Origin of the sequence: Streptomyces sp. NRRL F-6676 (assembly GCF_000725625.1) — a bacterium.
Taxonomy (GTDB): Bacteria; Actinomycetota; Actinomycetes; order Streptomycetales; family Streptomycetaceae; genus Streptomyces.
On sequence record NZ_JOHS01000031.1, the window covers coordinates 52,035 to 78,544 of the forward strand.

At 70.8% G+C, this 26,510-nt stretch carries 26 protein-coding genes and 3 tRNA genes; 7 read left to right on the top strand and 22 right to left on the bottom strand.

The features are described 5' to 3' along the window. Positions 1-72 precede the first annotated feature (72 nt). From rpoB to IO29_RS19960, 9 genes are all read right to left on the bottom strand, one after another. Positions 73-3,558, bottom strand: coding sequence for a DNA-directed RNA polymerase subunit beta (gene rpoB, locus IO29_RS19920; protein WP_030380872.1), 3,486 nt, complete (start codon positions 3,556-3,558; stop codon positions 73-75). A gap of 712 nt (positions 3,559-4,270) precedes the next feature. Then, positions 4,271-4,654: a 50S ribosomal protein L7/L12 gene (gene rplL / locus IO29_RS19925; protein ID WP_030380873.1), complete on the bottom strand. Its 384-nt coding sequence runs from the start codon at positions 4,652-4,654 to the stop codon at positions 4,271-4,273. A gap of 118 nt (positions 4,655-4,772) precedes the next feature. Beyond that, positions 4,773-5,303, bottom strand: coding sequence for a 50S ribosomal protein L10 (gene rplJ, locus IO29_RS19930; protein ID WP_030380874.1), 531 nt, complete (start codon positions 5,301-5,303; stop codon positions 4,773-4,775). A 308-nt stretch (positions 5,304-5,611) separates the two neighbouring features. Beyond that, positions 5,612-6,472 (bottom strand): SCO4651 family lipoprotein, encoded by an 861-nt coding sequence (locus IO29_RS19935; RefSeq protein WP_030380875.1) that lies wholly within the window; start codon positions 6,470-6,472, stop codon positions 5,612-5,614. A 209-nt stretch (positions 6,473-6,681) separates the two neighbouring features. Next, positions 6,682-7,407: a 50S ribosomal protein L1 gene (rplA, locus tag IO29_RS19940; RefSeq protein ID WP_030380876.1), complete on the bottom strand. Its 726-nt coding sequence runs from the start codon at positions 7,405-7,407 to the stop codon at positions 6,682-6,684. A 98-nt stretch (positions 7,408-7,505) separates the two neighbouring features. After that, complete coding sequence (rplK, locus tag IO29_RS19945) at positions 7,506-7,940, bottom strand: 50S ribosomal protein L11 (RefSeq protein ID WP_030380877.1); 435 nt, start codon at positions 7,938-7,940, stop codon at positions 7,506-7,508. A gap of 167 nt (positions 7,941-8,107) precedes the next feature. Further along, on the bottom strand, positions 8,108-9,013 hold the full coding sequence (nusG, locus tag IO29_RS19950; protein ID WP_030380878.1) for a transcription termination/antitermination protein NusG: 906 nt from the start codon (positions 9,011-9,013) through the stop codon (positions 8,108-8,110). Between the two features lie 77 nt (positions 9,014-9,090). Further along, positions 9,091-9,375 carry a preprotein translocase subunit SecE gene (gene secE / locus IO29_RS19955; RefSeq protein WP_030380879.1) on the bottom strand — a complete coding sequence of 95 codons (285 nt, stop codon included), beginning with the start codon at positions 9,373-9,375 and terminating at the stop codon, positions 9,091-9,093. 110 nt (positions 9,376-9,485) lie between these two features. Beyond that, positions 9,486-9,558, bottom strand: a tRNA-Trp gene (locus IO29_RS19960). Between the two features lie 251 nt (positions 9,559-9,809). Here IO29_RS19960 and IO29_RS19965 point away from each other — a divergent pair. Together IO29_RS19965 and IO29_RS19970 are read left to right on the top strand one after the other, a co-directional pair. Next, positions 9,810-11,036 carry a pyridoxal phosphate-dependent aminotransferase gene (locus tag IO29_RS19965; protein ID WP_030380880.1) on the top strand — a complete coding sequence of 409 codons (1,227 nt, stop codon included), beginning with the start codon at positions 9,810-9,812 and terminating at the stop codon, positions 11,034-11,036. A gap of 135 nt (positions 11,037-11,171) precedes the next feature. After that, entirely contained in the window at positions 11,172-12,290 is a 1,119-nt protein-coding gene (locus IO29_RS19970) for an adenosine deaminase (RefSeq protein ID WP_033226081.1), read from the top strand. Here the strand turns inward: IO29_RS19970 and IO29_RS19975 are convergent. The 3 genes from IO29_RS19975 to IO29_RS19985 all read right to left on the bottom strand — a co-directional run bounded on the left by IO29_RS19975 (position 12,250) and on the right by IO29_RS19985 (position 15,630). Continuing rightward, positions 12,250-13,311, bottom strand: a complete 1,062-nt coding sequence (locus tag IO29_RS19975) for a UDP-N-acetylmuramate dehydrogenase (RefSeq protein WP_030380882.1) — start codon at positions 13,309-13,311, stop codon at positions 12,250-12,252. The genes IO29_RS19970 and IO29_RS19975 overlap by 41 nt on opposite strands. A gap of 194 nt (positions 13,312-13,505) precedes the next feature. Then, positions 13,506-14,948 (bottom strand): DHA2 family efflux MFS transporter permease subunit, encoded by a 1,443-nt coding sequence (locus tag IO29_RS19980; protein WP_030380883.1) that lies wholly within the window; start codon positions 14,946-14,948, stop codon positions 13,506-13,508. 112 nt (positions 14,949-15,060) lie between these two features. Beyond that, positions 15,061-15,630: a TetR/AcrR family transcriptional regulator gene (locus IO29_RS19985; protein ID WP_030380884.1), complete on the bottom strand. Its 570-nt coding sequence runs from the start codon at positions 15,628-15,630 to the stop codon at positions 15,061-15,063. A 176-nt stretch (positions 15,631-15,806) separates the two neighbouring features. On the opposite strand from IO29_RS19985, the gene IO29_RS19990 reads away from it, so the two are divergent. After that, positions 15,807-16,235, top strand: a complete 429-nt coding sequence (locus IO29_RS19990; protein WP_420705390.1) for a hypothetical protein — start codon at positions 15,807-15,809, stop codon at positions 16,233-16,235. Between the two features lie 75 nt (positions 16,236-16,310). Here the strand turns inward: IO29_RS19990 and IO29_RS19995 are convergent, their stop codons facing one another. From IO29_RS19995 to IO29_RS20015, 5 genes are all read right to left on the bottom strand, one after another. Next, positions 16,311-16,739, bottom strand: a complete 429-nt coding sequence (locus IO29_RS19995) for a MaoC family dehydratase (RefSeq protein ID WP_030380886.1) — start codon at positions 16,737-16,739, stop codon at positions 16,311-16,313. 5 nt (positions 16,740-16,744) lie between these two features. After that, a complete protein-coding gene (locus IO29_RS20000; protein WP_030380887.1) occupies positions 16,745-17,200 on the bottom strand; it encodes a MaoC family dehydratase N-terminal domain-containing protein in 456 nt (151 codons plus the stop codon). A gap of 120 nt (positions 17,201-17,320) precedes the next feature. Next, complete coding sequence (gene rpmG, locus IO29_RS20005) at positions 17,321-17,485, bottom strand: 50S ribosomal protein L33 (RefSeq protein ID WP_003948671.1); 165 nt, start codon at positions 17,483-17,485, stop codon at positions 17,321-17,323. 89 nt (positions 17,486-17,574) lie between these two features. Further along, a tRNA-Met gene (locus tag IO29_RS20010) sits at positions 17,575-17,647 on the bottom strand. Between the two features lie 46 nt (positions 17,648-17,693). After that, positions 17,694-17,766: transfer RNA gene (locus IO29_RS20015), tRNA-Thr, on the bottom strand. 406 nt (positions 17,767-18,172) lie between these two features. On the opposite strand from IO29_RS20015, the gene IO29_RS20020 reads away from it, so the two are divergent. Both IO29_RS20020 and IO29_RS20025 read left to right on the top strand, forming a co-directional pair. Then, entirely contained in the window at positions 18,173-19,441 is a 1,269-nt protein-coding gene (locus IO29_RS20020; RefSeq protein ID WP_030380888.1) for an amidohydrolase family protein, read from the top strand. 103 nt (positions 19,442-19,544) lie between these two features. Next, positions 19,545-20,201 carry an SDR family oxidoreductase gene (locus IO29_RS20025; RefSeq protein ID WP_030380889.1) on the top strand — a complete coding sequence of 219 codons (657 nt, stop codon included), beginning with the start codon at positions 19,545-19,547 and terminating at the stop codon, positions 20,199-20,201. Between the two features lie 49 nt (positions 20,202-20,250). Here the strand turns inward: IO29_RS20025 and IO29_RS20030 are convergent, their stop codons facing one another. Next, on the bottom strand, positions 20,251-20,463 hold the full coding sequence (locus tag IO29_RS20030) for a hypothetical protein (protein WP_030380890.1): 213 nt from the start codon (positions 20,461-20,463) through the stop codon (positions 20,251-20,253). Positions 20,464-20,643: 180 nt separating this feature from the next. Between IO29_RS20030 and IO29_RS20035 the strand changes: the two genes are divergently transcribed. Beyond that, positions 20,644-21,708 carry a terpene synthase family protein gene (locus tag IO29_RS20035; RefSeq protein ID WP_030380891.1) on the top strand — a complete coding sequence of 355 codons (1,065 nt, stop codon included), beginning with the start codon at positions 20,644-20,646 and terminating at the stop codon, positions 21,706-21,708. A gap of 66 nt (positions 21,709-21,774) precedes the next feature. Here IO29_RS20035 and IO29_RS20040 read toward each other — a convergent pair whose 3' ends face one another. Continuing rightward, positions 21,775-22,374, bottom strand: coding sequence for a CAP domain-containing protein (locus IO29_RS20040; protein ID WP_051707786.1), 600 nt, complete (start codon positions 22,372-22,374; stop codon positions 21,775-21,777). A gap of 281 nt (positions 22,375-22,655) precedes the next feature. Here IO29_RS20040 and IO29_RS20045 point away from each other — a divergent pair, with 281 nt between their 5' ends. Continuing rightward, positions 22,656-22,892: a hypothetical protein gene (locus tag IO29_RS20045; protein WP_030380893.1), complete on the top strand. Its 237-nt coding sequence runs from the start codon at positions 22,656-22,658 to the stop codon at positions 22,890-22,892. A gap of 84 nt (positions 22,893-22,976) precedes the next feature. Here the strand turns inward: IO29_RS20045 and IO29_RS20050 are convergent, their stop codons facing one another. The 3 genes from IO29_RS20050 to IO29_RS20060 form a co-directional block, all read right to left on the bottom strand. Continuing rightward, positions 22,977-23,750 carry an ABC transporter permease gene (locus IO29_RS20050; RefSeq protein WP_030380894.1) on the bottom strand — a complete coding sequence of 258 codons (774 nt, stop codon included), beginning with the start codon at positions 23,748-23,750 and terminating at the stop codon, positions 22,977-22,979. Further along, positions 23,747-24,631, bottom strand: a complete 885-nt coding sequence (locus tag IO29_RS20055) for an ABC transporter ATP-binding protein (RefSeq protein WP_033226085.1) — start codon at positions 24,629-24,631, stop codon at positions 23,747-23,749. Before IO29_RS20055 ends, IO29_RS20050 begins: the two co-directional genes overlap by 4 nt. 187 nt (positions 24,632-24,818) lie before the next feature. Then, positions 24,819-25,928 carry a polyprenyl synthetase family protein gene (locus tag IO29_RS20060; protein ID WP_234307569.1) on the bottom strand — a complete coding sequence of 370 codons (1,110 nt, stop codon included), beginning with the start codon at positions 25,926-25,928 and terminating at the stop codon, positions 24,819-24,821. Positions 25,929-26,510 lie beyond the last annotated feature (582 nt).

The following is a 26,510-nucleotide window of genomic DNA, read 5'->3' on the forward strand; positions in this document are numbered from 1 at the left end:
TAAGTCTGTGGTCTGAAACGGGGGTCGCGGGATCGGCGGGGCCTCTGCACGAGAGGCCCCGCCTGACTCCCGTCAGACCTCTTCGACGCTGCTCGGCTCGCGCCGGGACAGGTCGATGCCGAGCTCCTCCGCCGCGCGGAAGACGTCCTCGTCGGTGTCGCGCATCTCGATGGACATGCCGTCGCTGGACAGCACCTCCACGTTGAGGCACAGGGACTGCATCTCCTTGATGAGCACCTTGAAGGACTCGGGGATGCCGGGCTCGGGGATGTTCTCGCCCTTGACGATGGCCTCGTAGACCTTCACGCGGCCGGTGACGTCGTCGGACTTGATGGTCAGCAGCTCCTGGAGGGCGTACGCGGCGCCGTACGCCTCCAGCGCCCACACCTCCATCTCGCCGAAGCGCTGGCCACCGAACTGGGCCTTACCACCCAGCGGCTGCTGGGTGATCATCGAGTACGGACCGGTCGAACGGGCGTGCAGCTTGTCGTCGACCAGGTGGTGCAGCTTGAGGATGTACATGTAGCCGACCGAGATCGGCGCCGGGAACGGCTCGCCGGAGCGGCCGTCGAACAGCCTCGCCTTGCCGGTGGGCTGCACCATGCGCTCGCCGTCCCGGTTGGGGATGGTGTGCTGGAGCAGACCCGCCAGTTCGTCCTCACGGGCGCCGTCGAACACCGGGGTGGCGACGTTGGTGCCGGGCTGGACGTTGTCGGCGCCGATGACCTGGAGCCGCTGCGCCCACTCCTCCGCGAGGCCGGAGACGTCCCAGCCGCGGCTGGCGAGCCAGCCGAGGTGGATCTCCAGGACCTGTCCCGGGTTCATGCGGGACGGGACGCCGAGGGGGTTGAGGATGATGTCGACCGGGGTGCCGTCCTCCAGGAACGGCATGTCCTCGATCGGCAGGATCTTGGAGATGACGCCCTTGTTGCCGTGCCGGCCGGCGAGCTTGTCACCGTCGGTGATCTTGCGCTTCTGCGCCACGTACACGCGCACCAGCTGGTTCACACCGGGGGGAAGCTCGTCGCCCTCCTCACGGTCGAAGACGCGCACGCCGATGACCTTGCCGGTCTCGCCGTGCGGCACCTTCAGCGAGGTGTCGCGGACCTCACGGGCCTTCTCGCCGAAGATGGCGCGCAGCAGGCGCTCCTCCGGGGTCAGCTCGGTCTCGCCCTTGGGCGTGACCTTGCCGACCAGGATGTCGCCGGCGATGACCTCGGCACCGATGCGGATGATGCCGCGCTCGTCGAGGTCGGCGAGGACCTCCTCGGAGACGTTCGGGATGTCCCGGGTGATCTCCTCGGGGCCGAGCTTGGTGTCACGGGCGTCGACCTCGTGCTCCTCGATGTGGATCGAGGAGAGGACGTCGTCCTGGACGAGGCGCTGCGACAGGATGATCGCGTCCTCGTAGTTGTGACCCTCCCACGGCATGAACGCGACGAGCAGGTTCTTGCCGAGCGCCATCTCGCCGTTCTGGGTGGCCGGGCCGTCGGCGAGCACCTGGCCCGTGATGACGCGGTCGCCCTCGTTGACGATGACCTTCTGGTTGACCGAGGTGCCCTGGTTGGACCGGGAGAACTTGGCCAGGCGGTACGTGATGTACGTGCCGTCGTCGTTGGCGGTGGTGATGTAGTCCGCGGAGACCTCCTGGACCACACCGTCCTTCTCGGCCTTGACCACGTCGCCGGCGTCGACGGCGGAGCGGTACTCCATGCCGGTGCCGACGAGCGGGGCCTCGCTCTTGATGAGGGGCACAGCCTGACGCATCATGTTCGCGCCCATGAGGGCACGGTTGGCGTCGTCGTGCTCCAGGAACGGGATCATGGCGGTCGCGACCGACACCATCTGGCGCGGCGAGACGTCCATGTAGTCCACGTCCTCGGGGCCGACGTAGTCGACCTCGCCGCCGCGGCGGCGGACCAGGACGCGGGCCTCGGCGAACCGCATGTCGTCGTTGAGCGTGGCGTTGGCCTGCGCGATGACGAAGCGGTCCTCCTCGTCGGCGGTCAGGTAGTCCACCTCGTCGGTGACCTGGCCGTCGACGACCTTGCGGTACGGCGTCTCGACGAAGCCGAACGCGTTGACCCGGCCGTAGGAGGCGAGCGAGCCGATCAGACCGATGTTCGGGCCTTCGGGCGTCTCGATCGGGCACATGCGGCCGTAGTGCGAGGGGTGCACGTCACGGACCTCGAAGCCGGCCCGCTCACGGGAGAGACCACCCGGGCCAAGGGCCGACAGACGGCGCTTGTGGGTGAGACCCGACAGCGGGTTGTTCTGGTCCATGAACTGCGACAGCTGGCTGGTGCCGAAGAACTCCTTGATGGAGGCGACGACCGGCCGGATGTTGATCAGGGTCTGCGGCGTGATCGCCTCGACGTCCTGGGTCGTCATGCGCTCGCGCACCACGCGCTCCATCCGCGCCAGACCCGTGCGGACCTGGTTCTGGATGAGCTCGCCGACGCTGCGCAGACGGCGGTTGCCGAAGTGGTCGATGTCGTCGGTCTCGACGACGACCGGCTGGCCGTTGTCCCCGACGGTCTCGGTCTCACCGGCGTGCAGCTGCACCAGGTACTTGATCGTCGAGATGATGTCCTCGACGGTCAGGATGCCGGCGTCCAGCGGCGCGTCGGCGCCCAGCTTCTTGTTGACCTTGTAGCGGCCGACCTTGGCGAGGTCGTAGCGCTTGGGGTTGAAGTAGAGGTTCTCGAGCAGCGTCTGCGCGGCCTCCCGCGTGGGGGGCTCGCCCGGACGCAGCTTGCGGTAGATGTCGAGCAGCGCGTCGTCCTGGCCCTGGGTGTGGTCCTTCTCCAGGGTGGCGCGCATGGACTCGTACTCGCCGAACTCCTCGAGGATCTGCTCGGTCGTCCAGCCGAGCGCCTTGAGCAGGACGGTGACGGACTGCTTGCGCTTGCGGTCGATGCGCACACCGACCATGTCGCGCTTGTCGATCTCCATCTCCAGCCAGGCACCCCGGGACGGGATGATCTTGGCCGAGAAGATGTCCTTGTCGGACGTCTTGTCGATGGAGGAGTCGAAGTAGACGCCCGGCGAACGGACCAGCTGCGACACCACGACACGCTCGGTGCCGTTGATGACGAAGGTGCCCTTGTTCGTCATGAGCGGGAAGTCGCCCATGAAGACGGTCTGGGACTTGATCTCGCCGGTCTCGTTGTTGGTGAACTCGGCGGTGACGAAGAGCGGGGCGGCGAACGTGAAGTCGCGCTCCTTGCACTCGTCGATGCTGTTCTTCGGCGGCTCGAAGCGGTGGTCGCGGAAGGTCAGCGACATCGACCCGGAGAAGTCCTCGATCGGGGAGATCTCCTCGAAGATCTCCTCCAGACCGGACTTGGTGGGGACGTCCTGACCGGACTCCAGAGCCGACTCGACGCGAGCCTTCCACGCGTCGTTGCCGAGCAGCCAGTCGAAGCTCTCGGTTTGCAGCGCGAGAAGGTTCGGAACCTCGAGGGGCTCCTTGATCTTTGCAAAGGAGATGCGCAGCGGGGCGGTGCTGGCAGCGTTGTTCGTATTCGCGGTCGAGGCGTTGCGCGAGGCGGCCAAGAGGGGGTCCTTCCGAGGGCTCGGACTCACTACGCGCGTCCCGGTACCTCACCGGGACACCGGGACAGGGGTTCCTGAGGTCGGCCAAAAGGCCAGGTCAGGGACGATCCAGTCGCCGGGCTCGAATGAGGGCATGCTCCTGGTGACGGGCAGGAAGCAGCTAACAGGCAGCGCAAAGGGACAGTGTAGCCAGTTGGCACACTGATGTCCAGTGCGGGTCTACGGGCACTCGGAGGCCCTCGTTGTTCCTCAACACCTGCGGCAAGCCACGCCCTCGATGCACATCGATACTGCCCTCTTCGTCGCCGATCCATGCCTCGGATTCGGATCGTTGTGACGACGCGTCCTGAGAATTGCGCGCTGCGTGCGGTTCGTCAAGGCCCCCCTTGCCCAAACCGGTTGCTGCCGTCGTCATGTGCAGCAGGCACCGAGGGGTGCCTGGAGGCACGACGAAGATCACCCTACCCCCCGGGGCGGGGGGTGCAAGGCGGCTGCCGCCGGCGCCTCGGAATGCCGGTGAGCGACCACCCGATTGGATGATCGCTCCTGGGTGCGCGGGCGTTACAGGGGCTCCGCCCCCGCACCCCCGGCACGGGACTCCGGCCCCGTTCCGCGCAGTCCCCCACGCCCCTCTCCAGGGCGCCGGGAACGCGGGAAGCCCGCGCGGAGCCAGTGCTCCACGCGGGCTTCTCTGCGAACGAGAGGTGAGGTCTTACTTGACCTCGACCGACGCGCCGGCGCCCTCGAGGGACTCCTTCGCCTTGTCCGCGGCCTCCTTGTTGACCTTCTCCAGAACCGGCTTCGGCGCACCGTCGACCAGGTCCTTGGCCTCCTTCAGGCCGAGGGAGGTCAGCTCGCGCACGACCTTGATGACCTGGATCTTCTTGTCGCCGGCACCGGTGAGGATGACGTCGAACTCGTCCTTCTCCTCCTCGACCGGGGCGGCCGGGCCACCCTGGGCCGGGCCCGCGACGGCGACCGCGGCGGCGGCGGTGACGTCGAACTTCTCCTCGAAGGCCTTCACGAACTCGGAGAGCTCGATGAGGGTCATCTCCTCGAACTGGGCGAGCAGGTCGTCCTGGCTGAGCTTCGCCATGATGGCGGTCCTTCCACTAATTCGGCAGGTGCCGGATGTACGGGGTGTGGCGGGCGTACGTCGGGCCCGCTGCGACCCGTGCCGTGTTCAGGCGGCCCGGGTCAGAAAGCGAGCCGAATTACTCGGCACCGCCCTGCTCGTCCTGCTTGGCACGGAGCGCGTCCACGGTGCGGACGAGCTTCGAGGGGAGCGCCTGGAAGAGCTGAGCAGCCTGGGACTGCTTGCCCTTGAAGGCACCTGCCAGCTTGGAGAGCAGAACCTCGCGGGACTCGAGGTCCGCGAGCTTCTTGATCTCGTCGGCGGACATCATCTTGCCGTCAAGGACACCGCCCTTGATGACAAGATTCGGGTTGTCCTTGGCGAAGTCGCGCAGACCCTTCGCCGACTCCACCGGGTCACCGGTGACGAAGGCGACGGCCGTCGGACCAGCGAAGAGCTGGTCGTCGAGCGTGATCCCGGCCTCGTTGGCCGCAATCTTGGTCAGCGTGTTCTTCACCACGGCGTACTGGGCGTTCTCACCGAGCGAACGGCGCAGCGTCTTGAGCTGCGCCACGGTGAGACCGCGGTACTCGGTCAGCACGGCGGCGTTGGAGCTGCGGAACTTGTCCGTCAGCTCGGCAACCGCGGCAGCCTTTTCGGGCGTCGCCATAGAGCCTCGGCCTCCTTCCGGGTGATTCGGACCGCGCGGACCCGAAGGAGGACTGGGGAAAACGAAACGCCCCGGCGCAGGCGCACGGGGCGTGGCTCGACCTTTTGTCACACGCCCGGGGCGCGGACCGAAGGGAACTCATCCACTGTCACCTGCGCGGGTCGTCCGCTGTTCAGCGGATCCTTCGGCCACCGCGCCCTCTTACGAGCGCACGGCAACGACCAGCGGTCTTTGGCTTCTGTGGAAGCGTACGGGAACGGGACGGCGGCAGGCAAATCCGCCCCGTTCCGCGGCTCGGGACACGCGGCTCAGGCGTCCTGGAGCCCCTTCAGCATCTCGGCCAGGTCGGCGGTCTTCCCGGCCGGCGGGGCGGTGACCTTCACGGGCTTGTTGTAGTCGAGGACGGTGAAGGTCATGTCCATCGGCCCCTTGTCGGCGTCGGCCCGCATGCGGAACTGCTTCATGCGGTCGTCGCCGCCGACCCACATGTCCATGGTGAGTCTGTCGACGCCCATCGTCCGGTACTGCTCGACGGCCTTGCGGCGCTGCTCCTCGGTCACCCCGCTCTTCGTGAAGGCCGGCTTCTCCATGTCGTCCACGGCGACGGTGCCCCTGTAGTGCGTGGTCCTGACGCCTCCGACGGTCACGGTGTCGATCTTCTTGACGTCGTCGGCGCCGGCGAGGATGTTCGACTGGGCCGTCGGGCTCTGCTCGGCCTGGGAGGCCGCGCCCAGTCCGCCCATCTGGTCCAGTTGCTTTCCGGCCTCCGTCCCGGACAAATCGAACTTGATCCAGTTCTTGCCGTCCATCTCCTTGGCGGCGTCTTCGCCCCCGTCGACGTAGATGGCCTTGTCGATGAGCCGGACCTCCATGGGCAGGTCGGTCTTCCCGGGCAGGAACATCCTCATGCTCATCGCGGGCTCGGGCTTCATCCGCATGTCGGCCTCCGCCTCGATGCGGCCCTGCCCCGGGATGCTGCCCTTCATGCGGTAGTGCATGGACGTGATCTGTTCCGACTTCTTCGCGACCTTCGCCACGGCCGCCGCCGGCGTCATGGCGGGGGACTTGTCCGCCGCCTCCTCGCCCTTGCCGCAGCTCACCGCTCCTGCGGCCAGCAGCAGGGCGGCCAGCCCCGCGCCGACGGGCAGACGTACGGATCTGTTGTTCATGTTTCCCCCATGGAACACAGGCGACCGATGGCTCGCGTACAGACAGGACATGAGATCGCCACAGGAAGTTCGAATGATCTTACGATTTTCCATGAGGCCGACCGCCGCCGCCCGGCATTTACGCCAATTCGTTGAACAAAAAACAAACGGACCCCGCACCCAGGAAGGTGCGAGGCCCGTCGGTGTGACCGCTGGGGCGAGCCGTCGGCTCAGACCGCGGCCGGGTCCTCCTCGACGAGGAGGTTGCGGGTGCGGTTCGGGTCGAGCTGGATGCCCGGGCCCATCGTGGTGCTGAGGGCGGCCTTCTTGATGTACCGGCCCTTGGCGGCGGACGGCTTCAGCCGGAGGATCTCCTCCAGCGCCGCACCGTAGTTCTCCACCAGCTTGGTGTCGTCGAAGGACGCCTTGCCGATGATGAAGTGCAGGTTCGAGTGCTTGTCGACGCGGAACTCGATCTTGCCGCCCTTGATGTCGTTGACGGCCTTCACGACGTCCGGGGTGACGGTGCCGGTCTTCGGGTTCGGCATCAGACCACGGGGACCGAGCACGCGGCCCAGGCGGCCGACCTTGCCCATGAGGTCCGGGGTGGCGACGACGGCGTCGAAGTCCAGGCGGCCCTTGGACACCTCGTCGATGAGCTCGTCGGCGCCGACGATGTCGGCGCCCGCGGCACGCGCGGCCTCGGCACGGTCACCGGTCGCGAAGACCAGGACCCGGGCGGTCTTGCCGGTGCCGTGCGGGAGGTTCACGGTGCCACGGACCATCTGGTCCGCCTTGCGCGGGTCGACACCCAGGCGGAAGGCGACCTCGACGGTGCCGTCGAACTTCGAGGTGGAGGTCTCCTTGGCGAGACGGACGGCCTCGAGCGGGGCGTACAGCTTCTCCCGGTCGATCTTGGCGTCCGCAGCGCGGAGAGCCTTGCTGCGCTTGCTCACAACTGCTCCTGTGTTCGTTTGAGGAGTCGTGGTACGGGCCGAGCAGGCCCTGCCACGGTGCTACGGGTACTACGGGGCTGGGGTCGCCCGAGGGTGGTTCAGCCCTCGACCGTGACGCCCATGGAACGCGCGGTGCCCGCGATGATCTTCGAGGCAGCGTCCAGGTCGTTGGCGTTGAGGTCGGGCAGCTTGGTCTGGGCGATCTCGCGGACCTGCGCCTGGGTGATCTTGGCGACCTTGGTCTTGTGCGGCTCGCCGGAGCCCTTCTCCACGCCCGCGGCCTTGAGGATCATCTTGGCGGCCGGCGGCGTCTTGGTGATGAAGGTGAAGGAACGGTCCTCGTAGACCGTGATCTCCACCGGGATGACCCAGCCGCGCTGCGACTCGGTCGCGGCGTTGTAGGCCTTGCAGAACTCCATGATGTTGACACCGTGCTGACCCAGCGCGGGGCCGACCGGCGGAGCCGGGTTGGCGGCACCGGCCTGGATCTGGAGCTTGATGAGCCCCGTGACCTTCTTCTTCTTGGGAGGCATGGCTCTCCGGGTCCTTTCGATTCGGGTCCTGCCCGCCTCCGGGGACCACCCGGACGCAGGCATACCGCACAACGATAACGGGTATACATGTGCGGCTGAAAACCGAGCAGGTCAGACGGTCACCGAGGCGACCGTCTGACCTGCTCGGACGTGGGGGAACCAGAAGGTCAGTTCTTCTGGATCTGGTCGAAGCTCAGCTCGACCGGGGTCTCGCGGCCGAAGATCTCGACGAGGCCCTTGACCTTCTTCGAGTCGGCGTTGATCTCGTTGATGGTCGCCTGGAGGGTGGCGAAGGGGCCGTCGGTGACGGTGACCGAGTCGCCGACCTCGAAGTCCAGCACCTGGACCTCGACCTTGCGCTGCGGGGCCGGCTTGCCCTCGGCCTCGGCGGCCTCGCGGGCGGCCTTCTCCTCGGCCTCCGGGGCGAGCATCTTCACGATCTCGTCCAGGGAGAGCGGGTACGGGTCGTAGGCGTTGCCCACGAAGCCCGTGACGCCGGGGGTGTTGCGGACGACGCCCCAGGACTCGTTCGTCAGATCCATCCGGACGAGGACGTAACCGGGCAGCTTGTTCTGCCGGACGGTCTTGCGCTCGCCGTTCTTGATCTGGACGATCTCTTCCTCGGGCACCTCGGCCTGGTAGATGAACTCCTCGACGTTCAGCGAGACGGCGCGCTGCTCCAGGTTGGCCTTCACGCGCTTCTCGTAGCCCGCGTAGGTGTGGATCACGTACCAGTCGCCGGGCAGCGTGCGCAGCTCCTCGCGGAGCGCGGCGACCGGGTCGAGCACGGGCTCCGGCTCGGCCTCGACGGCCGCTTCGTCGTCGGTGTCCGTCTCGTCGGTGTCCGCCACCGCCGTGTCGTCGTCCTCGGCGTCCTCGACGGTGTCGTCGTCCTCGACGGTGTCCTCGTCGCCGGCGGCGTGCTCGGCGGCGGCCTCGTGTGCGGCGGCCTCGGCAGCCTGGGCCTCGGTGGACTCCTCGGCGTCCCCGGTGTCCGCGCCCTCGACGGTGTCGAGCTCGTCCTCCACGGACTCGACCGGCTCGATGGCGTCGTTCAGGTTCGGGTCAGACACTGTGGCTGCTTCTTCCTGGATACAGAGGGGTGGAACATGCGAAAGGGGCGCCGGACACGGCGCCCTTCGCTCCGGGCTCAGCCGAAGACGTACTTCGCTGCGTGGTTGAAGCCATAGTCAATCACGGTCACCAGACCGATCATGATGGCAACGAAGAAGATCACCACGGTGGTGTACGACGTCAGCTGGTTGCGCGACGGCCAGACGACCTTGCGGAGTTCCGCGACGATCTGGCGGTAGAAGAGGGCGAGGCGCTTGAGCGGGCCCTTCTTGCCCCGCTTGCCACCCTTGCGCCCCTTCTTGCTCTCCGTCACCTCGTCCTGGGCGTCAGGCGTGTCGAGGGAGCCCACGGCGTCCGTCATTCATCCTCACCTGATCCCGGGTCGTGGCCGTGCCGCGCCCGGTTGAGCCGCACGGCGGGTGCATGAAGTACGTACTCTGCAGCACACATCCTCGATGAAGGAGTGTGTAGCAGGGCCGGAGGGACTTGAACCCCCAACCGCTGGTTTTGGAGACCAGTGCTCTACCAATTGAGCTACGACCCTTTGTCCGTCCCCCAACGTACCGCATCCGTCCGAGTGCCAGGCGTGCACCGGCTCGACGCGGCCCGCAGGAGGCCAACGACGTAGGAGTGTACGTGGTCCACGGCCGGGCGTCGAACGGAAAGCGCCCGTACGGTGATCGGGCTCCCGCCGCGCGCGGCGGATACGTATGGTTGTCCGCCCGCTGTCCACTCCGTGTTCAGTCCGTGAAACCCGCGTGCCGGGGCGGTTTCCGGTCTGGAACGATGGGTGCCATGAGCGCTGCAACCCCTCCCACCGAGCGCCGGGTCTCCGCGCGCATCGGCGCGATCTCCGAATCCGCCACCCTCGCCGTGGACGCCAAGGCGAAGGCCCTCAAGGCCGCCGGGCGCCCGGTGATCGGCTTCGGCGCCGGTGAGCCCGACTTCCCGACGCCGGACTACATCGTCGAGGCCGCCGTCGAGGCGTGCAAGAACCCGAAGTACCACCGGTACACCCCGGCCGGCGGGCTGCCCGAGCTGAAGGCCGCGATCGCCGCGAAGACGCTGCGCGACTCGCACTACGAGGTCGACCCGTCGCAGATCCTCGTCACCAACGGCGGCAAGCAGGCCATCTACAACGCCTTCGCCGCGATCCTCGACCCGGGCGACGAGGTCATCGTCCCGGCTCCGTACTGGACGACGTACCCCGAGTCGATCCGGCTGGCCGGCGGCGTCCCGGTGGAGGTCGTCGCGGACGAGACCACCGGCTACCGGGTGAGCGTGGAGCAGCTCGAGGCCGCGCGCACCGAGAAGACCAAGTGCGTGCTGTTCGTCTCCCCGTCCAACCCGACGGGCGCGGTCTACGGAGAGGCCGAGGCGGAGGCGATCGGCCGCTGGGCCGTCGAGCACGGCCTGTGGGTGCTCACCGACGAGATCTACGAGCACCTCGTCTACGGCGACGCCACGTTCACGTCGCTCCCGGCGCTCCTGCCCGAGCTGCGCGACAAGTGCGTCGTCGTCAACGGCGTGGCCAAGACGTACGCGATGACGGGCTGGCGGGTGGGCTGGATCATCGGCCCCAAGGACGTCGTCAAGGCGGCCACCAACCTCCAGTCGCACGCCACGTCGAACGTGAACAACGTGGCCCAGGTCGCCGCGCTGGCCGCCGTCTCCGGTGACCTGTCCGCGGTCGCACAGATGCGCGAGGCCTTCGACCGGCGCCGCAAGCTCATCGTGCGGATGCTCAACGAGATCGACGGCGTGCTCTGCCCCGAGCCGGAGGGCGCCTTCTACGCGTACCCCTCGGTCAAGGAACTCCTCGGCAAGGAGATCCGCGGCAAGCGCCCGCAGTCCACGGTGGAGCTGGCCGCGCTCATCCTGGAGGAGGCCGAGGTCGCGGTCGTCCCGGGCGAGGCCTTCGGCACGCCGGGCTATCTGCGGCTGTCGTACGCGCTCGGCGACGAGGACCTCGTCGAGGGCGTGAGCCGCGTCCAGAAGCTGCTGGCGGAGGCGCGGGACTGAGGTTCTCGACCTCCACGCGCGCGTGCGGGCCAACCTACTCATGTGAGTGGGTTGGCCCGCGTTCGTCTGTGCGAGCAAGACCACTATCGGGGAAAGCGGTACCGGGACGGGCCGGGCGTGCGGCAGGATCATGCAATGGAGCGTGTACGTGAACTCTCCGAGCAACGCGGTGCCCGCGATGTCTCCGAGCTGCCGAAGGCCCATCTGCATCTGCACTTCACCGGGTCGATGCGGCCCGCCACCCTGCTGGAACTCGCCGACAAGTACGGCGTGCGCCTGCCCGACGCGCTGACCGAGGCCCTCCTCGGCGGCGAGCCGCCGAGACTGCGGGCGACGGACGAACGCGGCTGGTTCCGCTTCCAGCGGCTGTACGACGCCGCCCGCTCGTGCCTGCGGGAGCCGGACGACATCCGGCGGCTGGTGCGGGAGGCGGCCGAGGAGGATCTGCGGGACGGCTCCCGGTGGCTGGAGATCCAGGTGGACCCGACGTCGTACGCCCCGCGCCTGGGCGGGCTGATCCCGGCGCTGGAGATCATCCTGGACGCGGTCGACTCGGCGCGCCGGGACACGGGCCTCGACATGCGCGTCCTGGTGGCCGCGAACCGCATGAAGCACCCGCTGGACGCTCGCACGCTGGCCCGGCTGGCGGTGCGGTACGCGGACCGGGGCATCGTCGGCTTCGGGCTGTCGAACGACGAACGGCGCGGCATGGCCCGCGACTTCGACCGCGCGTTCGCCATCGCGCGCGAGGGCGGTCTGCTGTCGGCCCCGCACGGCGGCGAGCTGAGCGGCCCCTCCTCGGTCCGCGACTGCCTCGACGACCTGCACGCCGGCCGGCTCGGCCACGGCGTCCGGGCGGCGGAGGACCCGCGGCTGCTGGCGCGTCTGGCCGAGGCGGGCGTGACCTGTGAGGTGTGCCCGGCGTCGAACGTGGCGCTCGGCGTCTACGAGAAGCCGGAGGACGTCCCGCTGCGCACGCTGTTCGAGGCGGGCGTGCCGATGGCGCTGGGCGCCGACGACCCGCTGCTGTTCGGCTCACGCCTGGCGGCCCAGTACGAGATCGCCCGCCGCCACCACGGCTTCACCGACGCGGAGCTGGCGGAGCTGGCCCGCCAGTCGGTACGGGGTTCGGCGGCGCCGGAGGACGTACGGGCCGGGCTTCTGGCGGAGATCGACGCCTGGCTCGCGGCCCCGCCGGCCGCCGTTCCCTCCGCTACGCCTGGAGATCGACGCCGATCATCACCGGCTCGTTGACGAGGGTGATGCCGAACGCCTCGCGGACGCCGGTGACGACCTCGCGGGCCAGCGCGAGGAGGTCCTCGGTGGTGGCCCCGCCCCGGTTGGTGAGGGCGAGGGTGTGCTTGGTGGAGATGCGGGCGGGGCCGCTGCCGTAGCCCTTGGTGAAGCCTGCCTTGTCGATCAGCCAGGCCGCCGAGGTCTTGGTGCGGCCGTCTCCCGCCGGGTAGGCCGGGGGCTCGACGCCGTCGCCGAGCCGCTCCCGTACCCGCGTGCGGAACACCGCGAAGGCCTCGTCGTCGAGGATCGGGTTGGTGAAGAAGGACCCGGCGGACCAGGTGTCGTGGTCCTCGGGGTCCAGCACCATGCCCTTGCCGGCGCGCAGCTTGAGCACGGTCTCGCGCGCGTCGGCGAGCGGCACGCGCTCCCCCGGCTCGACGCCCAGCGCCCGCGCGGTCTCGGCGTACCTCAGGGGTGCCGACAGCCCGCCGGCGTCCTCCAGTGCGAACCGGACGCGCAGGACGACGTACCGCTCGGGGTCGGCCTTGAAGCGGCTGTGCCGGTAGGAGAAGGCGCACTCCTCGTTGGTGAGGGTCACCGTCTCGCCCGCGCGCCGGTCGTAGGCGATCACCTCGGTGAGGGTGGCGGAGACCTCCTGGCCGTACGCGCCGACGTTCTGCACGGGGGTCGCGCCGGCGGAGCCGGGGATTCCGGCGAGGCACTCGATCCCGGCGAGCCCGGCCTCGACGGTGCGCGTGACGACGTCGCTCCACACCTCGCCCGCCGCGACCTCCAGCCGGTTCCCGTCGAGCGCGATCCCGCGGGTGGCGATGCGCAGCGCGGTCCCGGCGAACCCCTTGTCCCCGACGACGAGATTCGATCCCCCGCCGATCAGCAACAACGGCGTCCCGGAACCATCGGCCTCCCGCACGGCCTCGACCACCTCGGCGTCGGAGTCCGCGGTGACCAACCGGTCCACGGACCCCCCGAGCCGAAAGGTGGTCAGGGGCGCGAGCGAAGCATCATGAAGTACCTGCACCGGACAAGCCTACGGTGCCCTCCAAGGGCGCGGGTAACCGCGCGATCGACCACAACAGGCCCGCACCCGCCGACGAACGAAGAACCCCCCGAGCCGGAAGGCGCCCAGGGGGTCGAAGGGGCACAGCCCCTTCAGAACGGGAAGGGCAGGGGCGGCGGGGGCGAAAACCCCCACCGCCCGCACCCCACCCGCCCTCAGCCCTCCACCACCTCCAGCACATCCCCCCGCACGGCGACCTTCTCCTCCACCACGGCCCCTGCCGACCGCCGCCCCGGGATCAGCAGCGCCGCCCCGCCCGCGAGGGCGACGACCCCCGCCCCCACCACCAGCGCCGGCCGCAGCCCGTCCACGAACGACGCCGCCGTCTCGTAACCCCCCTGCGCCGCGAAGATCGACGACATCACGGCGACTCCGAGCGCGCCCCCGACCTCACGCAACGCGTTGTTCGCCCCGGAGGCGATCCCCTGCTCCCCCACCCGCACGCTCGACATCACGAGATGCGAGGCCGGCGCGAAGTACAGGGACATCCCCACGCCGCTCACGATCAGCCCCGGCAACTGCGCCGCGTACGACACGTCGGCCGTGACCACCGCGGCGAGGTACCCGAGCCCCAGCGCCTGGAGGAAGAGCCCCGCGGCGACGACCGGCCGTCCTCCGATCCGGTCGGCGAGATAGCCCGCGACCGGCGCGATCAGCATCGGCATGCCCGTCCACGGCAGCATCCGCAGCCCCGCCTCGGTGGGCGAGTACCCGAGCACCCCCTGCATGTACTGGCTGAGCAGGAAGATCGAGCCGAACATGCCGAGGAACATCAGCAGGCTGGCCGCGTTGATGCCGGAGAAGGCGCGGGAGCGGAACAGCCGCATCGGCAGCATGGGGTGGGCGGCCCGCGCCCCGTGCACCACGAACCCGGCCAGCAGCGCGGCCCCCGCGAACAGCCCGGTCAGCACCAGGCCGCTGGTCCAGCCGTCGGCGGGCCCGCGGACCAGTCCGTAGACGATGCCGAAGAGGCCACCGCTGACGAGCACGGTGCCGGTCGGGTCGAGCGGGGCCCCGGTGCCGTGGGACTCGGCGAGGCGCAGCCGGGCGAGCGGCAGCAGGGCGAGGCCTATCGGCACGTTCAGCCAGAAGATCCAGTGCCAGGACACGTGTTCGGTGAGGCTGCCGCCGATGAGGGGTCCGGAGGCGACGGCGAGTCCGTTGACGGCGCCCCAGATGCCGAAGGCCATGCCGCGCTTGGCGGCGGGCACGGCGGCGGTGAGCAGGGTCAGGGTGAGCGGCATCATGACGGCCGCCCCGACGCCCTGCACGGCCCGGGCGGCGATCAGCGAGTCGATGCCGGGTGCCATGGCCGCGGCGGCCGAGGCACCGGTGAAGACGGTGAGCCCGGCCAGGAAGAGCCGCCGGCGGCCGAACCGGTCGCCGAGCGCGGCGCCGAACATGAGGAGGACGGCGAAGGTGAGCGTGTAGGCGCTCACGGTCCACTCCAGGTCGTCCAGCTTGCCGCCGAGATCCTCGCGGATGGAGGGCAGGGCGGTGGTGACGACGAGGTTGTCGAGCGACGCCATGAAGCCGGCGGCGCTGGTGAGGAGGAGGGCCCAGACGGTCCCTCCCCGGCGTGCGGTCTGCTGTGACACGGCGACTCCCCCAACTTAGTAATTGACCACTAACTTTCCTGGACAGACGACGGCACGGCTCATGGCCCCACGCGTCACGGAACGGCGGACCCGCAAGCCCCCGCCCCGTCCCCTACTTCTCCAGCCGGCCCTTGACCCTGGCCGACGGGTACAGCCCCTCCCACACCCGGTGCTCGGGCGGGAACCCCATGGCGACCAGACAGTTGACGAGCATCCCGTACGCCAGGAAGGTCGTCGTCTCGTCGATGTCCGCGCCGAGCGGGAGGTGGACGGTGTCCCACATGTTCATCCACTCGGCCCGCACGGCCTCGCCGAACTCCCGGTCGCCGTCCTGCTCGGCGGCGGCCACGGCGACGTACATCTGCATCTGCAACTGCAACAGCTCGGGCCGGTCGGCGATGAGCTCCGTATAGGCGTTGGCCATGGCATGCAGGGCCTCCTCGCCCTCCAGCCCCTCCGACGCCCGCTCGAACGTCGCGGTGATCTCGGCCGTACAGCGTTCGGTCGCCGCGCGGAAGATCGCCCGCTTGTCCGGGAAGAGCCGGAAGAGGTACGGCTGCGACACCCCGACGCGTCTGGCGATCGCCTCGGTGGACGTGCCGTGGTAACCGCCGCGGGCGAACTCGCTCGTCGCCGCACGGATGACGCTCTCGCGCCGCTCCTCCGCGCTCATCCTGACCATGCGAGTAAGTTAGTGCTCAATCACTAACTACGTCAAGCGGTCGCCGAAAATGGCATGTGAGGGTCAACCAGCCGCCCCTAGGATCAGGGCGACCTCGGCGGGCACCGCGACCGGGTCGCCGCAGGCGGCCCTCGGACCGGAGCGGAAGCCGCCGACCGACGGAAGGGGAACAGCACGTGAAGCCGGAGAAGTCGCGTACCCGCTGGATGCGCTCCGCCTCCCTGCTCGTGGGCGCGCTCGGACTGGTGGTCGTGACGGCCAACGCGGCCAGCGCCCAGACGATCAAGACCTATGGGGCGTACGAGGGCGGCGGCTGGGGGGCCTGGTCGCAGGACCCCGGCACCGACCAGTACGGCGACGCCACCCCGGGCGACTCGATCCAGGCGTGCGACAGCATCGCGGACGGCTGGGGCATCGAGGTGCGGCTCGACATCGGCCGGGACGGCGACATCGACCGCACGGTGAGCACCCGCGGGCACAGCTCGTTCTACTGCTCGGCCTGGAAGACCGGCGACATCAAGGAGGACACCCCGATCCGCATGTGGGTCGTGAAGGTGAAGGGCGACACGAGCTACCACCCGGTGTACTGGGACGGCCACGCGTAGCCCGGCCGGAACGCCGGTACGCGGACGGGCCCGCCCCCTCGAAGGGGTGCGGGCCCGTCCGCGTTCCGGCGTACTTCAGGCCAGCCGGACGACCGCGCGGGACATGCCCAGGACCTTCTGCCCGGCGCTGGTCGCGGTCAGGTCCACGCGGACGGTGTTGTCGTCGAGCTTGGCGGCGACCTTGGCGCTGACCTCGATGAGCGCGCCCTTGTCGTCGTCCGGGACGACCACCGGCTTGGTGAAGCGGACGCCGTACTCGACGACCGCGCCCGGGTCGCCGGCCCAGTCGGTGACCACGCGGACCGCCGAGGCCATGGTGAACATGCCGTGCGCGATGACGTCCGGCAGTCCGACCTCCTTGGCGAACCGCTCGTTCCAGTGGATCGGGTTGAAGTCGCCGGAGGCACCGGCGTACCGGACCAGGGTGGCGCGGGACACCGGGAACGTCCTCGCGGGCAGCTCGGTGCCCACCTCGACGTCGGCGTACGCGATCTTCGCCGTCATCGTCCTCACGCCTCCTCTGCGGCCGCGCGGGCCACGAGCTTGGTCCAGGCGGTCACCACGTGCTCGCCCGACTCGTCGTGCACCTCGCCGCGGATGTCCAGGATGTCGTTGCCCGCCAGGGACTTGACCGCCTCGATGGTCGAGGTGACCGTGAGCCGGTCGCCGGCGCGCACCGGGCGGGTGTAGGCGAACTTCTGGTCGCCGTGCACGACGCGGCTGTAGTCCAGTCCGAGCCGCGGGTCCTCGACGACCTGGCCCGCGGCCTTGAACGTGATCGCGAAGACGAAGGTCGGCGGGGCGATCACGTCGGCGTGCCCGAGCGCCCTGGCGGCCTCGGGGTCGGTGTACGCCGGGTTGGCGTCCCCCACGGCCTCCGCGAACTCACGGATCTTCTCCCGGCCCACCTCGTAGGGGTCGGTGGGCGGGTAGGACCGCCCCACGAAGGACTGGTCGAGCGCCATCGGCTCGGCACCTCCTGCTGCTGGGTGAGTGGCTGGACGAACGCTTGGGTGGGCCGAGCGTACAAAACGACGCGAGGCCGCCCCCCGGACTGCGGGGGCGGCCTCGTGTACGAGCCTTGTTTATCGCGTTTCGCGGTGCGCGGTGTGCGCGTTGCAACGCGGGCAGTGCTTTTTCATCTCCAGTCGGTCCGGGTTGTTACGCCGGTTCTTCTTGGTGATGTAGTTCCGCTCCTTGCACTCCACGCAGGCCAGCGTGATCTTCGGGCGGACGTCGGTGGCAGCCACGTGAGTGCTCCTTGACGAACGGTTGACTTGAATGAACGCAGAAAAGAGTAGCCGATCGAAGGACCGACCCCGCAATCGGCTACTGAGAGTAGCGGTGACCGGACTTGAACCGGTGACACAGCGATTATGAGCCGCTTGCTCTACCGACTGAGCTACACCGCTGCGGTGCGATCGGAGCCCGTCTTGCGACGGGAACCTCACTCACCAGAGCCCCAAAACGGAATCGAACCGTTGACCTTCTCCTTACCATGGAGACGCTCTGCCGACTGAGCTATTGGGGCGAGCGATGAAGACATTACACGGTCGCCCGCCGTTCGCCCAAATCCGTTTCGTGCCGTGGGGCCCGACCTGTTCCGGGCCGTCTCGCGGGCCCGTCCCGGCGGCGGTTCCTCCCCCGTACCCGCGGGGCTCCAGGGCTTGCGGCGGCCGGGTTCCCGGGCCCGTCCCGGCGGTCTCGTGGGCCCCTGGAGCCACACCGGTACGACTATTTCGCTCCTCCCCGTCACCGCCGAGCCGCCGTCCTAGGGTCCTTCTGATGGATCTCCGTGGGAGAAGGAGCGGCGTTCGGTGCGTGCTCTCGCCGTGCCGTGTGGAAGCCCTCGTAGCGGCGCTACTTGGGCTTATCTTGGCCCTTCCGCCTCACGCGTCCGCCCGTGCCGCCTCGTGGCGCCCGATCCCAGGAGTGCGATGCCCGACGAGCGCCCACAGCCGCCCCGCTCCCCCTTCCCGGCCCCCTCGGCGGCCCCGGGGTTCCCCGCCGCCGGGCCGGCCGGACTGCTGCTGTGCGGGGCCCGGCTCGCCGACGGCCGGACGGTGGACGTACGGCTGGGCGGCGACCGGATCGAGGCGGTCGGCACCCCCGGCAGCCTGGTGCCCGGGCCGTCCGGCTCCCGCCTCGACCTCGGCGGCTACCTGCTCCTCCCCGCCCCCGCCGAACCCCACGCCCACGGCGACACCGCCCTGTCCGCCGACGGCGACGGCCCGCCCGACTCCGACGCCGAGGACGTCCAGCGGCGGGCCACCGAGGCCGCACTGCTGCAACTCGGGCACGGTGCCACGGCGCTGCGCTCGCACGTACGGGTCGGCGAGGTGCGGGGGCTCGAGGCGCTCGCCGCCGTACTCCTGGCCCGCCGCTCCCTGCGCGGGCTCGCCGAGCTGACGGCGGTGGCGATGCCCCGCGTACTGACCGGGGTGGCCGGCGCGGACGGGCTCGCGCTGCTGCGGGACGCGGTGAAGATGGGCGCGGCGGTCGTCGGCGGCTGCCCGGACACCGACCCGGATCCGGCGGGATACGTGGAGGCGGTCCTGGAGGTCGCCTCCGAGCACGGCCTCCCCGTCGACCTGCACACCGACGCCGCCGACCCGGCGCGGCTCACGCGGATCGCGGCGATGGCGGGCGGGCTGCGGCCCGGCGTGACGCTGGGCCCCTGCGGGGGCCTGGCCGGGCTGCCGGAGGAGGCCGCGGCCCGGGTCGCCGACCAGCTGGCGGCGGCCGGCGTCGGCGTGGTCTGTCTGCCGCAGGGCGGCTGCGGCGCGGCCGGCCTGCGCGGGACGCCTCCCGTACGGCTGCTGCGCGCGGCCGGGGTGCGGGTGGCGGCGGGCAGCGGGGCGCTGCGGGACGTGTCCAACCCGGTCGGCCGGGGCGACCCGCTGGAGGCCGCCTACCTGCTGGCCTCGCGCCAGGGGCTGCGCCCGGAGACGGCGTACGAGGCGGTGAGCACGGCGGCGCGCGCCGCGCTGGGGCTGCCGGAGGTACGGGTCGAGGCGGGGTTCCCGGCCGAGCTGCTCGCGGTGCGCGGCACGGACCTGGCGGGCGCGCTGTCGCTCGCGTACAGCAGGATCGTGGTGCACCGGGGGCGCGTGGTGGCGCGGACCAGCGCGGTGCGCGAGTACTGCGACTCGGCGGCGACGGCGGCGCTGGGGCTGCCTCGGCAGGGGCGGGGCGGGGTGTCGTAGAGGGCCCGGGTGGCGAGCCCGGTGCCGGGGGCGCACGGCCGGGTTCGGTGCGCGCCGGGGCGTACGGCGGCGGGAGTGCCGCTCCCGGCGTACCGTCGGAATCATGCGCATTGTCATCGCTGGGGGTCATGGTCGGATCGCGCTGCGGCTGGAGCGGTTGCTCGCCGCGCGTGGCGACGAGGTGGCGGGGATCATCCGCCGGGCGGAGCAGGCCGACGACCTGCGGGCGGCCGGCGCCGAACCGCTCGTGTGCGATCTGGAGTCCGCGTCGGAGGACGAGGTCGCCGGACTGCTGCGGGGCGCCGACGCGGTGGTGTTCGCGGCGGGCGCGGGTCCGGGCAGCGGGACGGACCGCAAGGAGACCGTGGACCGGGGCGCCGCGGTGCTGCTCGCGGACGCGGCCGCGCGCGCGGGCGTACGCCGCTATGTCGTCGTTTCCTCGATGGGCGCCGATCCCGAACACCCCGGGGACGAGGTGTTCGACGTCTATCTGCGGGCCAAGGGCGCGGCCGACGCGTACGTCCGCGGTCACTCGGCCCTGGAGTGGACGATCCTGCGGCCGGGGCGGCTGACGGACGACGCAGGTACGGGTCTGGTGCGTCTGGAGGCGGCGACGGGCCGCGGCCCGGTCCCGCGCGACGACGTGGCGGCGGTCCTCGCGGAGCTCCTGGACACCCCGGCGACGGCGGGCCTGACCCTGGAGCTGATCAGCGGTTCGGCGCCGGTGTCGGTGGCGGTGAAGGCGGTCGCCGGGAACTGACCGGCGGCCGGAGGGCGTGGGGCGGCGGGGCCCCGGCCGTCCGGAAGGTTCAGAAGAGGGGGAGCTGCCCGGGGAACTCGGGCACGGCGTAGCCGTCCAGCGCGGGCTGGGCGGCGTCCGGCCCGGCGGACCGCCGGGAGCCGGGGCAGGAGATCAGCTCCCCGGCGGCCCGCGCCCCGGGCGGATCGTGCCGCGCGAACCGCCCGGCGACGACGGCGATCTCCCGACGGCACTCGGGACAGGTCCTGCGACGCGACGACATGCCTTCAGCGTACGGGGAATGTCAATGGGAATTACGGCGCCACCCGTTCGGCTGGCACCGGTTCGGCGGCGGGCATGGCTGGTCGCATTGGCGCCCCGGATTTCCGGATGATCGTGGATCCTTCGTCGTCCCTTCACCGGAAGGTGTGTGCCCGTGTCCGTGCCCGCAAGGAAAACCCGCGTGTCCGAGGTGGACCTTCCCCCTCTTTACTGCCCGCTGGAATCCGCCGTGCATCCGCGGGTGCGGCGGATCGAGAAACGGGCGGTGGAATGGATCGGCGACAGCGGTATGTGCGCCGACGAGCGGGAGAAGGCGTGGGTCGTGGCCACGCACAGCGCCGATTTCTTCGCCCGTTTCGCACCGGGCGCCCCGGACGAGGACCGGCTGCTGGCCGCGACCCTGTGGGTGTACTGGGGCTTCGCCTTCGACGACGCGCGCTGCGACAGCGGCCCGCTGAGCACCCGTCCCGCCCAGTTCAACGCGCTGGCCGGGCAGGTGCAGCGGGCGTGCGAGACGATGTCCGCCGAGGGCGCGGACCGGTACATCGGCGCCCTTCAGGACATCGTCGGCCGGTTCCGCGGCTTCGCGCCGCCCACGCAGGTCGCGCGGTTCGCCCACGGGCACCGGGCGTGGCTGTCGGGGGTGGCCTGGCAGATCGGCAACCAGGCCGTCGGTCGGATGCCGGGACTGGACGACTTCCTCGCCATGCGGCTGCTCTCCTCCGGCGGCGAACCCACCTTCGCGCTGCTGGAGTTGGCGACGGGCGCCGAGGTGCCCGACCGGGACCTGCACCGCCCGGCGGTGCGCGCGCTGACGGAGATGGCCATCATGGTGGCCGCCCTCGACAACGACCGGCACTCGCTGCGCAAGGAGCTGGCCCGGGAGCAGGCCGACCAGAACCTCTACACCGTGCTGATGCAGGAGCGGGGCATCGCGTTGCAGGAGGCGGTCGACGTGGCGAACGGGCTGCGCGACCGCGTGCTGCAACGGTTCCTGCACCTCCACGACCGCGTCCGGCCGACCGCCGGCTTCGATCTCGCCACCTATCTCCAGGGGCTGCGGCACGGTATCCGGGGCAACAACGAGTGGGGGCTGCGGGTGCCGCGCTATCTGAGCCGGGGTTACTGGCCGGACGAGCGCGAGGAGATGCCGCTGAGCTGGGCCGACGCCCCGTCCGACACGCGGCCGGGGCCGGTGGAGGGGGCGCCGTCCATCGCCTGGTGGTGGGACCCGGATCTGGGGTGAGTCCGCGTACGGGTCACGGGATACGGGCAGCGGCAGGGCTTGTACGAGGCGGGCGGGGGTCCTCAGTCAGCGGCCCGAGGCCAGGTCCAGCGTCCACCACGGCCCGCCGGAGCCCGCCGCGACACCGACCCCGGCGTCACGGTATTCGCAGGTCAGGATGTTGGCACGGTGCGGCGGGCTGCCCATCCACGCGTCGACGGCGGCCCGGGCGGTGCGGGTGCCTGCGACGACGTTCTCGCCGCCGGCGCGCGGGTGGTAGCCGGCGGCGCGCATCCGGTCGACCGGTGTGCTGCCGTCCGCCCCGGTATGGCCGAGGCGGTGGTGGCGGGCCATGTCGACGCTGTGCGCCCGCGCGGCCCGGTTCAGCGCGGCGCGCGGCCGCAGCGGCCGGCAACCGGCCTTGGTCCGGCTCCGGTTGACGGCGGCGAGCACGCGCGCGGCGGCCTTGCTCCCGGCGCCGCGCCCGGGTGCGGTGCGGGACGGTTCGCGCGGGGCCGGCTCCCGGCCGCCGGCCGGGGCGGGGACGTACGGGTCCGGGGCGCCGGGGGCCGGCTGCCAGCGGCCGGGAACCGTCACGGACCACGGGGGCGCCAGACGGGCGGGCGAGGGCGGGACGGGGTCCGCCGGAGTGGCTCCGGCGGCCGGTGCCGCGTACCCGGGCGGCATGACGAGAAAAGCACTTCCCAGCACAAGCGCCCATCTTTTCATTCGACTCATCCGCGAATGCGTCCCCTCGCTGTGCACATGTTCCCAGGTCATCGTTTTTTCTTTTCCTTTTGTCATCGCCGCCCGCCCGGCCGGTCGCGGCGCACACCGTATCCACTTTCCCCCTTCGAGGGAAAAACGCATTCCCGGGACGGTCCCGGCGGGAACGCCGGACAACGGCGGATAGGGTGAATCCCGCTCACTTCCCCATCCCCTTTCCGTCTTTCCAGGGAGGATTCCCCATGCCCATGCGGATTCGCCGGCTCGCCCTCGTGTCCCTCGCCGCACTGGCCCTGACGACGGGCGGCGCGGCGACGGCCGCCAGTGCCGCCCCGGCGCCGGCCCGGCCCGTCACCGGCCCGGGTCCCGACGGCGGCTACCCGGGCGGCGGCCACGAGCGTCCGCTGCACTTCGGCCCGTTCGAGTTCCCCCGGTACGGCACCGTCTCCGGCGGCTTCTCCTGGGGTGTGCGGGACTAGCACGCGTACGGCACGAGCGGCGCGGCCCCCTTCCGGGAACTGTCCGGAAGGGGGCCGCGCGGCTGTACGTGCCCACCGGCGCCGTCAGCGCTTGAGCGTCGCGGCGCTGGCCACGAGCACCAGGATCACGCACAGCAGGATCAGCAGGGCGTCCCGCACGAACAGCCCCGTGACGCCGGTGTGCGCGGCGGCTTCGCTCGCGGCCTGGACGGCGTACGTCATCGGCATCACCTTCGCCGCGGCCCCCAGGACGCCGTGCATCTCGTCGCGCGGCACGAACAGCCCGCAGACGAGGAACTGCGGGAGGACCCCGGCGGGCAGGAACTGCACCGCCTGGAACTCGTTGCGGGCGAAGGCGCTGACCAGCAGTCCCAGCGCCAGCCCGAGGAGCGCGCCGAGCATGGCGATGACCATGAGCAGATAGGCGGGCCCCTTGATGTCGAGCCCGAGCGGGCCGACGGTCAGGAGAGTGGAGAGGACGGCCTGGAGCAACGCCAGGACGGTGAAGGCGAGGCTGTAGCCGAGCACGATGTCCAGCCGTCGCACCGGCATGGTCAGCAGCCGTTCGGCGGTGCCGGTGGTGCGTTCGCGCAGGGTGGAGACCGAGGCCACCAGGTACATCACGATGACCGGGAAGATGCCGAAGACCTGGGGGCCGACCCGTTCGAACGACGCGTCCGAACCGTCGAACATCAGCTTGAGCAGCACCATCAGCATGCAGGGGATGCCGAGCAGCAGGGCCGTGCTGCCGCGGTCGCGGGAGATCTGTTGGAGGACCCGTACCGCCGTGGCGCCGGTGATGGTGGGCGAGAACGGCAGCCGGTCGGCCAGGGAGGCGGTGCTGGAGTCGGTGCTCATGACAGCGAGTCCACGGCGAAGAAGGCCCGCTCGGCCTCGGGCGCGGGGGCCTGGTCGAGCAGGGTGGGCAGGGTGAGCGACGGGGACTGGGCGGCGGCTCCCTGGCGGGCGCGCGCCTCGGCCTCGCTCGCGGCCCTGACCAGGTGCAGGAACGCCTCCTCCACGTCCGCGCAGCCGGTGTGTTCGAGGAGGGTGGTGCGGCCGGCGTCGGCGAGGAGGCGGCCGTCGCGCATCAGCAGCAGCCGGTCGCAGCGGTCGGCCTCGTCCATGACGTGGCTGGAGACCAGCAGTGTCGTCCCCTCCCGGACCAGCCGCTGGAACACCTGCCACAACTCCCGGCGCACCATGGGGTCGAGGCCGACGGTCGGCTCGTCCATCACGAGCAGGTCGGGCTTGTTGAGCAGCGCGACCGCGAGCGACACCCGCGAGTACTGGCCGCCGGACAGCCGGGCCACCAGCTTGTCCGCGTACGAGGCGAGGTCGACCTCCTTCACCACGCGCACCACGGCGTCCTCCCGGCGCCAGCCCCGCATGCCGAGCGCGGCGGCGAAGTAGCGCAGGTTCTCCAGCACCGTCAGGTCCGCGTAGACGGAGGGCGCCTGGGTGACGTAGCCGACACGGGTCCGCAGCTGCGGGGCACCGGCCGCGTAGCCCAGGACCTGGACATGGCCGGCGGTGGGTTGCTGGACGCCGACGACGGACCGCAGCAGCGTCGTCTTGCCGCAGCCGCTCGGACCGAGCAGCCCGACGACGCACCCGCGCGGAATCGTGAAACCGAGGTGCCGCAGGACGGTGTGGGAGCCGCGGACGACCTGTAGCCCGTAGGCGGCGACGGCGGGGAGGTCGCCGGGGAACGGCGCGTCGGATGCGGTCTGCTGCACGACTCCACTGAGTTTCGTCACATCGGGCACTCGATTACGAACCGTCCCGTTGCGGGACGACAGTCGCACTGCCGGGCATACACGGCAAATACCCACCGGAGAGTCAACGGACCAGAGGGAGCAAAGTCACGCGTGGGACGGGACGTGAATGCCGGGGCGCCGTACGGGGAACCGGCGACGGCCACCGTCACACCTCACGCCGGGTCATCGCCCGGGCGATGTCGTGCAGTTGGCGGTAGGCCTCCGCCGTCGGCCGGGCGCACGACAGCGCGCGCAGGGCGGCGGTCAGCTGCCGGTGCGCCTCCTGCTGCGCCCCCTCGCGCCCGCCGGCCTCCTCGACCAGTTCGCGCGCCAGGGCGACGTCCCTCTCGTCCAGGGCGCCCGGGGAGTCGTACAGCTCCCGCAGCCGCCGTGCCGCCGTGCCGCCGCCGCCCAGGGCGATCACCACGGGCAACGACTTCTTCCGGGCCGCGAGGTCCGCCCCCACCGGCTTTCCGCTGCGCGCCGACCGGCCCCAGATGCCGAGCAGGTCGTCCGCGCACTGGAACGCCACCCCGAGCCGGCGCCCGAACTCCCGCAGCCCGCACACCTGTACGTCGTCGGCCCCGGCCAGTACGCCGCCCAGGGCGCAGGCGCAGCCCATCAGCGAGCCGGTCTTGCCCTCGGCCATGGCCAGGTACTGCGCCACCGACACCTCGGGCGCCTTCTCGTAGGCGACGTCGCGGCTCTGGCCCTCGACCAGTTCCAGCAGCGCGTCCACCAGCTCCTTCACCGCGACGGCCGCCCGGTGGGGCCGGGCCTCCGTCAGCGCCCGCATCGCGGCCACCAGGAGGGCGTCACCGGTGAGGACGGCGGCGGGCGTCCCGAAGACGGACCAGGCGGCCGGGCGGTGCCGGCGCAGGGCGTCCCCGTCGATGACGTCGTCGTGCAACAGCGTGAAGTCGTGCACGAGTTCGACGGCGACGGCTCCCGGGACCGCGCCCTCGGCGCTGCCGCCGACGGCCATCGCGGACAGCAGCGTCAGCGCCGGGCGGACGGACTTGCCCCCGCCGGCCGCCGGGGGCGTCGGCGTGCCGTCGGCCTCGCACCAGCCGCGGTGGTACCCGGCGACCCGGCCCTCGGCCGCGGGCAGCGCGGCGAGGGCGCCCCGCAGGGCGGGGCCCAGCAGGCCGTCGACCCAGCCCAGACGCGGGAACGTGCCGACCGGGGCGGGGTCGGTGATCTGCGGCATGTACTGCTCCTCGGAACTGGCACCGGAGACCGCGCCGGCGCCCACGGGCACGTCACGTACACGCACCAGTCAACCGGCTGCCGCCCACCCCGAAGAGACCACGCCCCACCCTCCGCCCCAAGGATCACCGAGGCGGCCCAGCCCCATGACAGTGCACCCACCAGACGATCCGACCGGACCACTGCGCGCCGACCGGACCCGCTCTTCGCGCCGTCCGGACCACTGCGCGCCGTCGCGGGCGGTCGTCCGCCGGCGGGGAGGCGCACGGCCGGCGAGGGCTCAAGCACCGGCCCCGGAAAGCACTGCGCACTGTTTCCGATCCCGCTCGATCTCGTGAGCCTGCTCCGGTGGCACGTCACCGCGTACGGCGTCGCCCCCGACGGGCGGCTGTTTCGGACGCAACGCGGTGGACTCATCCAGGACACCGGATACGGCGAGGTGTGGGCGGACGCCCGTGCGCGTGCTCTCATTCCGGGTGTACGTGAAGTGCCTGGACGGCGGCGCCGCCACGGTGAACGCCCGGATCGAGCGGGCACTGAAGAACGGCAGCTAGTAGTGCTTCGTTACGTTGGGTGATCTCGCCTGGTGTTGGGCATCTTCTCGGTATGAGGTTGGGGGAGGTGGAACGGCTCCGGGGTGAGTTGGCGG

Coding starts and splice junctions, on each gene's coding strand:
- IO29_RS20030 (WP_030380890.1), bottom strand. CDS start 20,463: ATGTCGTCGCGTCGCAGGACCTGTCCCGAGTGCCGTCGGGAGATCGCC.
- IO29_RS19995 (WP_030380886.1), bottom strand. CDS start 16,739: ATGACGGCGAAGATCGCGTACGCCGACGTCGAGGTGGGCACCGAGCTG.
- IO29_RS20025 (WP_030380889.1), top strand. CDS start 19,545: ATGCGCATTGTCATCGCTGGGGGTCATGGTCGGATCGCGCTGCGGCTG.
- IO29_RS19970 (WP_033226081.1), top strand. CDS start 11,172: ATGGAGCGTGTACGTGAACTCTCCGAGCAACGCGGTGCCCGCGATGTC.
- IO29_RS20020 (WP_030380888.1), top strand. CDS start 18,173: ATGCCCGACGAGCGCCCACAGCCGCCCCGCTCCCCCTTCCCGGCCCCC.
- IO29_RS20040 (WP_051707786.1), bottom strand. CDS start 22,374: ATGCCGCCCGGGTACGCGGCACCGGCCGCCGGAGCCACTCCGGCGGAC.
- IO29_RS19965 (WP_030380880.1), top strand. CDS start 9,810: ATGAGCGCTGCAACCCCTCCCACCGAGCGCCGGGTCTCCGCGCGCATC.
- rplK (WP_030380877.1), bottom strand. CDS start 7,940: ATGCCTCCCAAGAAGAAGAAGGTCACGGGGCTCATCAAGCTCCAGATC.
- secE (WP_030380879.1), bottom strand. CDS start 9,375: ATGACGGACGCCGTGGGCTCCCTCGACACGCCTGACGCCCAGGACGAG.
- IO29_RS20045 (WP_030380893.1), top strand. CDS start 22,656: ATGCCCATGCGGATTCGCCGGCTCGCCCTCGTGTCCCTCGCCGCACTG.
- rplJ (WP_030380874.1), bottom strand. CDS start 5,303: ATGGCGACGCCCGAAAAGGCTGCCGCGGTTGCCGAGCTGACGGACAAG.
- IO29_RS20050 (WP_030380894.1), bottom strand. CDS start 23,750: ATGAGCACCGACTCCAGCACCGCCTCCCTGGCCGACCGGCTGCCGTTC.
- IO29_RS19935 (WP_030380875.1), bottom strand. CDS start 6,472: ATGAACAACAGATCCGTACGTCTGCCCGTCGGCGCGGGGCTGGCCGCC.
- IO29_RS20000 (WP_030380887.1), bottom strand. CDS start 17,200: ATGGCGCTCGACCAGTCCTTCGTGGGGCGGTCCTACCCGCCCACCGAC.
- IO29_RS19985 (WP_030380884.1), bottom strand. CDS start 15,630: ATGGTCAGGATGAGCGCGGAGGAGCGGCGCGAGAGCGTCATCCGTGCG.
- rplL (WP_030380873.1), bottom strand. CDS start 4,654: ATGGCGAAGCTCAGCCAGGACGACCTGCTCGCCCAGTTCGAGGAGATG.